Origin of the sequence: Thermomonospora sp. CIF 1 (assembly GCF_001896795.1) — a bacterium.
Classification (GTDB): domain Bacteria; phylum Actinomycetota; class Actinomycetes; order Streptosporangiales; family Streptosporangiaceae; genus Thermomonospora; species Thermomonospora curvata.
This window is the reverse complement of sequence record NZ_MOYN02000002.1, coordinates 14656-26807: the sequence shown is the minus strand read 5'-3', so window position 1 is coordinate 26807 and position 12152 is coordinate 14656. Positions and strand designations below refer to the sequence as shown.

The window sequence follows — 12152 nt, the reverse complement described above, 5'->3', positions numbered from 1 at the left end:
GGCGTTGTCGCAGGTGGAGCCTAGGGGATTCGAACCCCTGACACCTGGCTTGCAAAGCCAGTGCTCTGCCAACTGAGCTAAGGCCCCTTGTTCTCCGGTGGGGTGCCTATGAGGTTGTGATGGAGAACGCGACCGATCGTACACCGTGCGGGCGGGGTGGCGAGTCGCCCCCGCAGGGGTGGCGGGGAGGGGGAGACCCATGTGTCGAAAGGGTCCGACTTGACCCGATCGGCTGGCAGGAGGCCCGGGGGCGTCGGAGGATGGGGCGTGGCGGCGCCGTGCTCGTCGGGCGCTGCCGGTCGCAAGGTCGAAGTGCCGCGGTGGCCCGGTGCGTTGGGCGCGTCGTCGTGATGGAGACGTGGCACGTCCTTGCCGGTTGTTGCGGGCGTGCCACGGTCGATTCCCGGCTTCGAAGATCAAAGCGAGGATGAATCATGCCCGACGTCAGGGAACCGGAAGGCTCGGCGGAGGCCGCCCGCATGAGCGAGGTGGACGTGCATCCGGGCGTCCACCGGGCGACCGAGCCGGATGAGGAGCAGGTGCTGCGCGAACTGTACGGGGAGCCGGACCAGGACGGGATCTTCCGCGGGAAGGGGGCCTGATGGGCGACGCGAGCGGGATGCTGGCCGCGGCCCGGGCCGCCCTCGGCATGTCGGGAGTGCCGAACGCGATCACGCTGGACTACGCCGGGCGGCACGGGGAGGAGTTCAGGAAAGCGGCGTGGTGCGATATGGCGGTCACCTACTGGGCGCGTAAGAGCGGCAACGAGGCGGCCGTCCTGCCGGGCGGGGACCGGGCCTACACGGTCTGGCACGCCCAGGACTTCCAGAAGATCGGACGCTGGTACCCCGGCACCGTCGCCAACGTGAACAGGGCCGAGCCGGGGGACATCGTGTTCTTCGACTGGGGCCGCAGCGACTCGATCGGCGCCATCGACCATGTCGGCGTCGTCGAGAAGGTGCTCGGCGGCGGCCGGGTGCAGACGATCGAGGGCAACACCGGCAATGCCGTCAAGCGGCGCGTCCGGAGCGCCGATGTGATCGCCGGGTACGGCCGGCCGGCGTACAAGCCCTACAAGTGGAACGGCAAGGCCCCCTCCGGCGAGCCGGAGCTGAAGCGCGGGGACACCGGGGATCGCGTCCGCGATCTGCAGAGCGCCCTGCTCAAGGCCGGTGAGCGTCTGCCCGAGTACGGGGTGGACGGGGATTTCGGCGCGGAGACCGAAGCGGCGGTCAGGTCCTTCCAGAGCAAGCACCCCGATGAGGTCGACCGGGTGACGGGGCGGTACGGGCCGCAGACCGCCGCCGCGCTGGCGCGTGCCCTGGGACATGCGGCCCCTGACAAGCCCAAGCCTCCCGCGGCGAAGGCTCCGCCGTGGCCGGGCCGCTATTTGAAGCAGCCGCCCATCATGCGCGGGGACGATGTCCGCCGGTGGCAGGCGCAGATGCGCAAGCGCGGATGGCGCCTGACCGTGGACGGGGCCTACGGCCCTCGGTCCGAGCAGGTGTGCAGGGCTTTCCAGGAGGAGAAAGGGCTGGCCGTCGACGGCGTGGTCGGCCCGGTGACCTGGCGGCAGGCCTGGGAGGCGCCCATCACCTGACGGCGGGGACGGAACGCACGCGCCGCCCATCCAGGTCAGGTGTTCTGGATGGGGGCCGCTTCGACGTCCCGGTGCGTAAAACGGGTCGGGACGGGGTCGCTGAAGTCGAGCACGTGTCCTGAGGGCTGCCTGAGACCGCTTGGGCTCCCTCCCCGGCCCTCAGGATCCCGTGTGGAAAACGCGGAAGAACACGGTCATGGCAGGCGGGCCGCCGCGAACGGGCCGCGTCCGGTGCAGCCCGGCTGCTTGGGCGCGATCACCGGGAGGGACGCGGCCCAGGGCGGCATCGGGGTCTTCCCCGGCGTCCCGCCATGGCCCGGCACGCGGCTCAAGCGGTCTGCCGCCCCGCCGCGTGCGATCCGGCCGCACGGAAGCTCAGGCGCTCCCGTGCGGCTGAACCCGGGTGGGGACGCACGCCCCACGGGCCGCCGGTCAGCTCTCGGAGGAGGTGGCCTCGGTCCACAGGTCCAGCTCGGCGCGGTCCTGCTGCAGGCGACGCCACACCACCAGGCCGCCGAGAGCGATGACAGCGAGAACGATCAGCTTCTTCATGGTGGACCCCTTCGCCTCGACAATTCCCGCCCGGGAGGGGCAAGTGGCCGCTTCCCCGGGCTCTCCGCAGCCTAGCAACCGGAACGGCCCCCTCCGCACCCCGTCGCCCAATTTCACCCGTCCACCGGACCGTTCATCGCCCCCGGACAGGGAAGGACGGATGATGGAGATTGCGGGTGAAGTGTCCGGGCGACGGTCAGGGAGTCCTCATGGGTGTACAGGACGACTTCGACCTCTGGGAGCGCGAGCTGCAGGAGTCGGCGGGGATCTCCTGGCCTGCCACAGGTCCCGGAGGCATGGACGACCGATGGCCGGAGGAGGAGGACACGGGCCCGCGCCCGGGGAATGGAACCTTGGGCGAGCTTGGGGGGAATCTTGACGGGCGCGGGGACGATTCGGTCCCGGAAAGCCCGGACAAGCCGAATCCGGGCATCGATGACCGGTTTGCGGGCCTTGGCGGCCGGAAAACGGACCCGGCGGATCCGCACCGTCCGGACGGCGAATTCGACGACGAGGAGGACCTGGACGCCAGGCGGCCGGGGGGCCGGGCCATGCTGGCGGTCACCGGGGTGATCCTGCTGGGGTACCTTCTCACGCTCCTGCTGGGCAGGGTGCCGCTGGCCGTGGCCGGGCTGATCCTGGCCGGGCTGATCCTGCTGCTGTGGCGGGTCGGTCTTTGACCGGCCGCCGCGCCCGGGGCGCTTGCCAGACTGAAGATCGTCGCCGAACCGTTTCCGTCACGCCGTCTTCGCAGGTCCCGTGCGGGTACGCCGCAGTCGGGGCGGGGCTCGGGTGAAGGCCCGTCCCCTGCGAACCGCGTGGCGGAAACAAGGTTCACCGTCTGTGGCATCGAGATAGGGAGAAGGCATAGATGACCCGCCTGACCGAGCGTCCCGCCGCGGCCAGCGGCACCTTCCGCATCGGCGGCGACCTGCCGGTGCACCGGCTGGGCTTCGGGGCGATGCGGATCACCGGGCCCGGGGTGTGGGGGGAGCCCGCCGACCGGGACGAGGCGATCCGGGTGCTGCGCCGTGCCGTCGAGCTGGGCGTGACTTTGATCGACACCGCCGACTCCTACGGCCCGTTCGTCAGCGAGGACCTGATCGCCGAGGCGCTGCACCCCTACCCCGACGACCTGGTGATCGCCACCAAGGGCGGCTTCACCCGGCACGGGCCGAACATCTGGGAGCCGCTGGGCCGGCCGGAGTACCTGCGCCAGTGCGTGGAGATGAGCCTGCGGCGGCTGCGGCTGGAGCGCATCGACCTGTACCAGCTGCACCGGATCGACCCCAAGGTGCCGCTGGAGGAGCAGCTCGGCGTGCTGCGCGACATGCAAAGCGAGGGCAAGATCCGGCACATCGGGCTGTCGGAGGTCAGCGTGGCGGAGCTGGAGGAGGCCCGCAAGATCGTCGAGATCGCCACGGTGCAGAACCTCTACAACCTCACCAGCCGCCAGCATGAGCCGGTGCTGGAGCACTGCGAGCGGCACGGCATCGGTTTCATCCCGTGGTTCCCGCTGGCCACCGGCCGCCTGGCCGAGGCCGGCGGCACGCTGGCGCAGGTCGCCTCCCGGCATGAGGCCACTCCGGCCCAGATAGCGCTGGCCTGGCTGCTGCACCGCTCGCCGGTCATGCTGCCCATCCCGGGCACCTCCAAGGTGGCCCATCTCGATGAGAACCTCGCCGCCGCCACGATCTCCTTGACCGACGACGAGGTCGCCCAGCTCGGCAAGGCGGCCTGAACCGCATATCGGCGGTTCACCATAAGAGGCGGGATGCGCCCGCGGCGCGGTCGTGGGCTCATCCCGTCGCCCCTCCGGGGAAAGAGGGAGCAGCTCCTTTCGGCGCGCGACGGCCCGTTGCCGGAACGGGAGCCTCGGCTGCCCGCGCGGGGTTCTCCCAGGTCGCCGTACCGTCCGCAACGTCGCGGAACCGTAAGCGAGCGATGAAGACGGCGCGCTGAAAAGGCTTGATGGAATCCAGTCGCGGGGAATGCACGGCGGGCTGTTATCGTTATTTCTTCACCCCGCCACCAAAAACAAAACCCTCTCTTTAATTATACCCCTCGGAGGGCATTTTGTCAAAAGCCGAAATGGCGCGCGAGCAGGAATACGTATCGCGGCTCTACCGGCGGCTGGACGGGCTCAGGGAGCAGACCGCGGCCCGCCTGGCGGACGTGCTGCGGCACTCCGACGGCACCGCCCAGGGACGCTGGGACCGCGAGGCCGCCGCGTCCCGCTACACCCAGCGGCTGGCCCGCCTGACGGCGGCCGAGCGCGGGCTGTGCTTCGGCCGGCTCGACTTCCGGGACGGCCCCAGCCGCTACATCGGCCGCATCGGCCTGCCCGCCGAGGACGCCGCAGACGACCCGGACGCCGAGCCGCTGCTGCTGGACTGGCGGGCGCCGGCCGCCCGGCCGTTCTACCTGGCCACCGCGGTGGCCCCGCAGGGCGTGCACAGGCGCCGGCACATCCGCACCCAAGGCCGGCGCGTCATCGACCTCAACGACGAACTCCTCGACGCCCGGCGGGAAGACGCCGACGCCCCGCAGATCGGCGAGGCCGCGCTGCTGGCCGCGCTGGAGGCCGACCGCTCCGGCCGGATGCGGGACATCGTGGCCACCATCCAGGCCGAGCAGGACGCCGTCATCCGCTCCGGCCACCGGGGCGTGCTGGTGGTGGAGGGCGGCCCCGGCACCGGCAAGACCGTCGTCGCCCTGCACCGCGCCGCCTACCTGCTCTACACCCACCGGGACCTGCTGGCCAGGCGCGGAGTGCTCATCGTCGGCCCCAACCGCACGTTCCTGCGCTACATCGAGGAGGTGCTGCCGGCGCTGGGAGAGACCGGAGTGCTGGCGGCGACCATCGGCGAGCTGTTCCCCGGGGTGCGGGCCGACGGGACGGAGCCGCCGCAGGTCGCCGAGATCAAGGGGCGGGCGATGATGGCCGAAGTGGTGGCCGCCGCCGTCAAGGACCGCCAGTGGGTTCCCCGCGAGGCGCTACGGATCGAGACCGAGCAGGGATTGGTGCTGCACCTGGACCGGGCGACCTGCGAGCGCGCCCGCGAGGCGGCCCGGCGCTCGCGCCTGCCGCACAACCGGGCCCGGCCGATCGTGGTCCGGCACATCCTGGACGCGCTGGCCCGCCAGGCCGCCGACCGGCTCAACGCCGGCATCCTGGTGCCCGAGGTGCTGGCCGACCTGGAGCCCGGCGAACGGGTCGACGACCTGTTCGATGCCGAGGACGTGGCGGCCATCCGCCGGGAGCTGGCCGGCGACCCGGCCGTGCACGCCGCACTGGAGAGGCTGTGGCCCGTCTTGACGCCGCAGCGGCTGCTGGCCGACCTGTACTCCTGCCCCGACCGGCTGGCCTCGGCCGCCCCCGGCCTCTCCCGGGCCGAGCGGGAGTCGCTGCTGCGGGACCCGTCGGCGCCCTGGACGCCCGCGGACGTCCCGCTGCTCGATGAGGCCGCCGAACTGCTGGGTGCAGACGACCGCGCCGCCCGGGCCCGGGCCGAGGCCGAGCGGCGCCGCCGGATCGCCTACGCCCAGGGCGTGCTGGATGTGACGTTCGGTTCCCGCTCCACCGACCTGGACGACGACGCCGAGGCCGCGCTGACCGCCGGCGACCTGGTGGACGCCGCGGCGCTGGCCGACCGGCACGAGGAGCCGGACCCGCGGACCGCCGCCGAGCGCGCGGCGGCCGACCGGACCTGGGCATTCGGTCACATCGTCGTGGACGAGGCGCAGGAGCTGTCGCCGATGGCCTGGCGGCTGCTGCTGCGCCGCTGCCCGGCCCGGTGGATGACCGTGGTCGGCGACCCGGCCCAGACCGGCGGCGCCGGCGGCGTCTGGTCCTGGGCGCAGGTGCTGGATGCCTGCGTTCCCGGCCGCTGGCGGCTGGAGCGGCTGACCGTCAACTACCGGACGCCCGCCGAGTTCATGGACCTCGCCGCCGCCGTGCGGGCCGAACTGACCGGCGAGGACCTTCGGCCGCCGGCGGCGGTGCGCCACGCCGGCTCACCGCCGTGGCTGGCGCAGGTTCCCGCCGGTGAGCTGCCCGCCCGCCTGTCCGCCCTGGTGGCGGCCGAGCTGGCCGCGCTGGGCGGCGGTCACCTGGCCGTCGTGACGCCGGCGGCGCTGCGGGAGGAGCTGGCCGGGGCGCTCGGCGCGTCCACCGGCCCGGGCGAAGAGGCGGACCTGCGGGAACGGCTCGTGGTGCTGACGGCCGGCGGGGTCAAAGGGCTGGAGTTCGACTCCGTCCTGGTCGTCGAGCCGGCCCGGATTCTGGCCGAAGGCGCGCAGGGTCCCAACGACCTATTCGTCGCGTTGACCAGAGCGACGAAACGCATGGGCATTGTGCACACCGGCGAGCATCCGCTTCCCGCGGCGCTGACCCGCCTGCCCTCTCCCCCGCAGATCCTCTCGGCGGCCCGCTGAACGGGCGCGCCGGCGGTGAACTTTTCAACACCTGCGCCAAGGGCCCGGGTGGTGTCCGCTGCGGCGTCCCCGTCCCGGCCTGCGGAGGCGGCGTGTTGACATAAGGTTCGGTGTTCAGCCGGCGGCAGGGCGTGCAGGCAGCCGGTTGGGGACGATCCGCCACCAGGTGAGGCAGCGCCACAGCCACTCCAGGGGGCCGTAGCGGTAGTGCCGCAGCCATGCGCGGCTGAACACCGTCTGCGCGGCGAGGATCCCCGCCACGGTGCCGGCCGGGGCCGCGACGCGCGGGTCGCCGCCCAGGTCGAGCAGGCGGTCGGCCATCAGCACCAGGGCCGAGGCGGTGATGTAGTTGGTCAGCGCCAGCCTGCCCAGCGGCTGCAGGACGGGGGAGAGGAACGCGGCCACGCGCTCATGTCGCAGCACCACCAGCAGTCCCATCGCGTAGGCGGCGCCCGTGACGACCCCGGCGGCCGCCGGCAGCGGGGTGCCGAAGGCCGAGGCGCCCATGAGCACCTGCCAGAGGCCCAGCCCGGCGGCCGTCGGCGCCGTCACCGCGAAGGCCGCCGTGATCCGGCGGCTTCGGCGCGCGATGAGGTCGAGCACGCCGTAGTCGACGGCGGCCAGCCCGAGCAGGAACAGGCCGGGGATCAAGGTGACGCCTCCGCCGGCGAGGAGCAGGGAGGCGAGCACGGCCGCCGTCCCGCAGGCCAGGACGGCCCACCGGGGCAGGAACGTGGCGGGCAGCAGCACCCCGATCCCGGTGACGGCGTAGTACACCAGCACCTCGCCGGGCTGCAGCAGCTGGTGCGCCAGCCCGAACATCAGCAAGAACCCCAAGCGGGCCAGCAGGACCGCCCGCGGTGATTCCGCGCCCGTCCGCGCGGTCCGCAAAAAGATCGCCGCGCCGATCCCGAACAGCACCGAGAAGACCGGGAAGAAGCGCTGGTGCACCAGGCATTCGTACAGGTGCCGCAGCACGCCGGGCTCGGCTTTGATCTCGTCCCCGGCCATCCCGGTCATGGCGACGATGTTGGCCGGCAGGATTCCGCACAGCGCCAGGCCCCGCACCGCGTCGAGCTCGCCGATCCGGCCGCTCCGTGCCCATCCGGGGCGGCCGTCGTCCCTGCTCGCTGCGGGGCCGTACCGTTCCCGGCGCTCCTCTTCCAGCCTCATCCGCCCTGCCGGTCCTCGTCCGCTTGCGGCCTGCGCCGCTACTGCCAGAGTGCCAGGCGGGAGGAGGGGCGGAGCGGGCGGCGGGGAGTTATCCACAGGCGGTCGTGCACAGCGTCCGCCATCCCCGCGACGGGAGTTATCCACAGGCGGTGGATAACCGTTCTACACAGCCGCTGAGCTGCGGAACCCACAGGTCGCCCACAGTGTTTCCCCAGGACAATCCCCAGATTCGCGGGGGTTGTCCACGCCCGGAGGAGACGCTGTGGAACACGCTGTGGATACTCGCCGGGAACATGACTGTCCACAGCCTGTGGATAACTTCTCTCCACAGGCCCCGACCAGCGCAGAGGCGTGGTTGTACACCGCCTGTCCCCAGGGTTGTCCCCAGGACGGGCCGGGTTTTCCACGCCCCGATTCAACCGCGGCGCGCCCCGCCGCGGCCAGGCCCGGTGGACGGCGGAGCCGGAGCGGGTCCGGACGCGACCCGCCCCCTCGGGGAGCCGCCCGAGCGGCCGTCCGCGCCGCAGAGATGACCCGGCCGCCGCCTCCGAGTCCTCTCACGCGCCGTCCTGTGGACGGACCATAAACCCCACCGGTAAAGTCGGAGAGGCCTCCGTGAACGGCATGCTCACGGAACGGAAAGACCGCTTGTGAGCTTTCTCATAGTCGGTACCCGCACGGCGAGGGCCTCTCTACCATCGACCGGGCGGCATATTGCGGATGCGGCGTCGAGCCATTATCGGACACGGTGCGGGAGCGGAAGTTTTCAGCCGCACAAGCGCGCACGAAAGCACCCGCCCCCTCCCAGGCCGCCCGGCAAGCCATTGCCGAGAGCGACAGAATTCGCAATGTTTCCGCAAAACCGCAGATCCCATGCCACTTGTCAGGCAATGCACGATACGGTGGTAGGCCCCTCCCGAGCGCCCCTGCCAGGTAATGTCCGGCTCGTCATGCAAAGGAGCATTGATGTCCATGGCCGACCCGGTTGACGAGCCGCCTATAAGCCGGATGTTCAATTCGTCCCGGGGAGGCCCGACCGTCCTGCGCATGCTGCTGGGCGCCCAGCTGCGCCGCATTCGCGAGGAGCGGGGCATCACGCGCGAGGACGCCGCCTACGTCATCCGCGGCTCGGCCTCCAAGATGAGCCGGCTGGAGCTGGGGCGGGTCGGCATCAAGGAACGGGACGTGGCCGACCTGCTCACCTTCTACGGGATCCCGACGGGCCCGAGCGGGCCGGGCTGATGGCGCTGTGCCACCGGGCCGCCATGCCGCACTGGTCGGATGAGTTCGGCGACATCCTGCCCGGCTGGCTGGAGCTGTACGTGGCCCTGGAAGAGGCCGCCACCCGGCTGCGCATCTACGAGGTGCAGTTCGTCCCCAGCCTGCTGCGGACCGAGGAGTACACCCGGGCGGTGGCCCGGCTGCGCCATCCGCGTTCCCAGGCCGCCGAGCACGAGCGCATGGTCGCCCTGGAGCAGACGCGGCAACGGCTGCTCACCCGGCCGGACCCGCCCAAGCTGTGGGCGGTCCTCGACGAGGCGGTGCTGCGGCGGCGGCTGGGCGGCCGGCGGGTGATGCGCGAGCAGCTCGCCCACCTGCTGGAGCTGTGCTCGCTGCCCCATGTGACGCTGCAGGTGGCGCCCCTCGGCCAAGGGCTGGGCGCGCCCGGCGGCCCGTTCACGCTCTTGCGCTTCCAGGAGCCCGACCTGCCCGATGTGGTCTACCTGGAGCACCTGGACAGCGCCCAGTACCTCGACAGGGGCCAGGACATCGACCTTTACTCACGGACCCTGGACGCTTTGTGCGCGCAGATCCCCCCGCCCGACCGGACGCCGGATCTGCTGCACGGGCTGCTTCGCGAGCTGGACGAGTGAGCCCTCAGCGCCCGGCCGGGGGCGGCGACGGCCTCAGCCGGCGGGCCGCGGCTGGAAGCGCCAGCGGGTCTGGCTGTAGGTCTCGCCCTTGCCGAAGCCGAACGCCTTCACCGGCGTCACCTTGAACGCCCACACCCGGCCGCCCTCGGAGCGCCGGAGCGCGCCCTCCTGCACCTGAAACCGCCACTGGGGGCCGTACTTGCCGGCGAAGGCGCCGGCCAGCCGCCGCAGATAGGCCTCGTCGTCCACTCGCTCGGCGTCGCCCTCCACGACGACGTCCAGCCCTTCCCGCAGCGAGTTGCGCCCGGTCAGCAGCACGCAGTGCGGGTTGGCCGCCAGGTTGCGGGCCTTGCGTTCCTGCGGTCCGGTGACGAAGTGCAGGGCCTGGTCCAGCCAGACGCCCAGCAGCGGCGTGACGTGCGGACGCCCATCGGGCCGCACGGTCGCCAGCCAGTACAGCTCGGCCTCCGCCAGGGTCGCCTCCCCTTGCGACCACTCGGTCGCGGTCGCCGTCGCGCTGCTGAAAGCCGGGTTCAGTTCGGTCACCGGTTCCTTGATCGTCATGGTCTTCCCCCTTCGTCCGCCCGTACCGACCCGGCGGGCCCGCAGAACTCATCGTTCCCGGCCGGGCCGGCGGGCCGGTTCTTGCGCCGGGCGAATGATTGTTTTGTCAGACCCCTGGGGAATGATTTGCGGTATGAGCACCGAAGCCCACTCGGCGGTGCGGTGCCCCCACTGCCGCACGCCGCTGACGCTCTCCACCGCCGACGGAAAGTCCGTGGCGCAGCCCGTCCGGGAGGAATGGTCACCGCCTCCCGTGAAAGAGGTCCTGGCCGTCTATGGGGACCGGGTCAAAGACGCCTCGGTGGCCGCCCGGGGAGCGGCCCGGGTGCGGGAGAGCATGGCCCGGGCCCGCCGCGCCGCCGCCCAGCGCAGGGCCGCCCAGAGCATGCGCTCGCGGCCGAGCCGAAGCGCCTGACCTGGCCCGCCGTCCCCGCAAGACGCTCTGCCCGGCCTTTTCCACCCGCGTGCTCCAGGCACCGGTTTTCGAATGCAGACCCGCTTTCAGGATCTGCGCCCGCGCCCTGCCGACGCCAATGGCGCCCCTTTTCGAAAACTCCTCTTCCAGAGCTTTTGCATCACCCCGACGTCGGCGCTCTTTCCGCAACGCCCCTCCCCTTTAAGAGGCTCTGCAAGATCGCCGTAGAAAACTCTTCCTTCGGCTTACGCCCGCGTGAATGCACGCATCGGCGCCCGCCGGCGCCGTCCCCGCCCGGGTCAACGCCATCTGACAGCGAGCCGCCCGGGAATATGTCCATCCCGCCCGGACCTCGCTACTGTGAAGTAAACCGCCCGTCCCCCAGCAGCGCCGCCCAGCCGAAGAGGCCCCATGTCCACGCTGTCGCCCGCCGGTTTCGACAAGTCGCTGGACCTGCTCGCCGAGCACCTGCGGGCCCGGGCCGTCGCGCTGCGCCCGCACGTGTTCGGCGCCGGACGCCCCGGGCAGATCGCCGAGGCGGTGTCCCTGGCCTTCGACGCGGCCTACCTCGGCGACCAGCATTCGGCCGAGCTGATGATCGAGCGGGCCGAGGCGCTGGTGCGCGCCCTGCCCGCCCGCCCCCGCAAGCCGGCCGCCATCGTGCGGCGCGGCCTGCGCGGGCAGCAGCGCCGCTGGGCGGACGCGGCCGTGCTCATCGCCGCCACCGACGCCAGCTTCAAGCACCCCCACGTCGGCTGGGGATACGTCAGCAGCGCCGGCCACTGGGGATGCGCGGGCGGCACCTACCGGGGGATGCTCAACCCCAACGGCAGGTCCGGGGCGATGATCAGTGAGCTGCGCGCCGTCCACATGCTGCTGACCGACCTGGACACCGACCGGCCGATGACCCTCCTCATCGACAGCAGGGGCGCGCTGCGCTTCCTGCGGGCCTGGCAGTCCGGCCGGGTCGGCCTGATGCCGAACGGCTACAGCCTGCGCCCCCGCTTCGGCGCCGCCGCCCAGAGCACCAAACCGACCCTGGTGCGGCTGGCCGAGCAGGTGGCCTCCCGGCCCGGGCTGCGCTTCGAACACGTCGCCGGGCACAGCGGCCACCCCCTCAACGAGGCCGCCGACGGCCTGGCCGGCCTCGCCCGCCGCTGCATCGCCGGCGACCAGGACGGCGATGTGGACACGCTCACCGCCCGCGCCCAGGACCTGGCCGCCGCCTTCCTGCACGCCTGGCACAGCCGTCCCGGGGCCGGCTGAGCACCCCCGGCCCGCGGGCGGAGCCGTCGGCACGGCCACCCGCAGGCTCTCGCGCCTTGCCTTCCAGAACGTGCCCGCGCCGACGTTCACCGGGCCCGGGAGCGCCCGGACGCGCCGGCGCGGCTCGGCCGCGGTGCGGTCGGCCCCCCTGGAAAGACGACCGATACCCTGTGCGCTCGTCCCCCGGACGATGAGCGGCGGCTCGTCCGGACGGGCGGGCCGGCCCGCACGCGACCGGCCCGGCCGGGGCCGTGCGGCAAGAGGAATGGTC

10 protein-coding genes, 1 tRNA gene and 1 pseudogene are annotated in these 12152 nt (G+C 72.2%); 8 read left to right on the top strand and 4 right to left on the bottom strand.

The window, feature by feature from the left end; genetic code table 11:
• Window positions 1–14: 14 nt before the first annotated feature.
• A tRNA-Ala gene (locus BUE48_RS00195) sits at window positions 15–87 on the bottom strand.
• A gap of 347 nt (window positions 88–434) precedes the next feature.
• Here BUE48_RS00195 and BUE48_RS00190 point away from each other — a divergent pair.
• Window positions 435–602 (top strand): hypothetical protein, encoded by a 168-nt coding sequence (locus BUE48_RS00190; RefSeq protein WP_286988231.1) that lies wholly within the window; start codon window positions 435–437, stop codon window positions 600–602.
• Window positions 602–1600, top strand: coding sequence for a peptidoglycan-binding protein (locus BUE48_RS00185; RefSeq protein WP_286988229.1), 999 nt, complete (start codon window positions 602–604; stop codon window positions 1598–1600). Before BUE48_RS00190 ends, BUE48_RS00185 begins: the two co-directional genes overlap by 1 nt.
• Window positions 1601–2032: 432 nt before the next feature.
• Here BUE48_RS00185 and BUE48_RS00180 read toward each other — a convergent pair whose 3' ends face one another.
• Entirely contained in the window at window positions 2033–2152 is a 120-nt protein-coding gene (locus BUE48_RS00180) for a DLW-39 family protein (protein ID WP_012850427.1), read from the bottom strand.
• Between the two features lie 209 nt (window positions 2153–2361).
• Between BUE48_RS00180 and BUE48_RS00175 the strand changes: the two genes are divergently transcribed.
• From BUE48_RS00175 to BUE48_RS00165, 3 genes are all read left to right on the top strand, one after another.
• On the top strand, window positions 2362–2832 hold the full coding sequence (locus tag BUE48_RS00175) for a hypothetical protein (protein ID WP_012850426.1): 471 nt from the start codon (window positions 2362–2364) through the stop codon (window positions 2830–2832).
• Between the two features lie 191 nt (window positions 2833–3023).
• Window positions 3024–3893 (top strand): aldo/keto reductase, encoded by an 870-nt coding sequence (locus tag BUE48_RS00170; RefSeq protein WP_286988227.1) that lies wholly within the window; start codon window positions 3024–3026, stop codon window positions 3891–3893.
• A gap of 350 nt (window positions 3894–4243) precedes the next feature.
• Window positions 4244–6589, top strand: a complete 2346-nt coding sequence (locus BUE48_RS00165; RefSeq protein ID WP_286988226.1) for a HelD family protein — start codon at window positions 4244–4246, stop codon at window positions 6587–6589.
• Window positions 6590–6703: 114 nt separating this feature from the next.
• Here BUE48_RS00165 and BUE48_RS00160 read toward each other — a convergent pair whose 3' ends face one another.
• Window positions 6704–7762, bottom strand: coding sequence for a DUF418 domain-containing protein (locus tag BUE48_RS00160; RefSeq protein ID WP_286988225.1), 1059 nt, complete (start codon window positions 7760–7762; stop codon window positions 6704–6706).
• Window positions 7763–8728: 966 nt separating this feature from the next.
• On the opposite strand from BUE48_RS00160, the pseudogene BUE48_RS00155 reads away from it, so the two are divergent.
• A pseudogene (locus BUE48_RS00155) lies at window positions 8729–9636 on the top strand (helix-turn-helix domain-containing protein).
• A gap of 33 nt (window positions 9637–9669) precedes the next feature.
• Here BUE48_RS00155 and BUE48_RS00150 read toward each other — a convergent pair.
• Complete coding sequence (locus tag BUE48_RS00150) at window positions 9670–10200, bottom strand: pyridoxamine 5'-phosphate oxidase family protein (protein WP_286988223.1); 531 nt, start codon at window positions 10198–10200, stop codon at window positions 9670–9672.
• Window positions 10201–10333: 133 nt separating this feature from the next.
• Between BUE48_RS00150 and BUE48_RS00145 the strand changes: the two genes are divergently transcribed.
• Both BUE48_RS00145 and BUE48_RS00140 read left to right on the top strand, forming a co-directional pair.
• Complete coding sequence (locus tag BUE48_RS00145) at window positions 10334–10615, top strand: hypothetical protein (protein ID WP_012850420.1); 282 nt, start codon at window positions 10334–10336, stop codon at window positions 10613–10615.
• A gap of 411 nt (window positions 10616–11026) precedes the next feature.
• Window positions 11027–11881 (top strand): RNase H family protein, encoded by an 855-nt coding sequence (locus BUE48_RS00140; protein WP_286988222.1) that lies wholly within the window; start codon window positions 11027–11029, stop codon window positions 11879–11881.
• The last annotated feature ends 271 nt before the right edge of the window (window positions 11882–12152 follow it).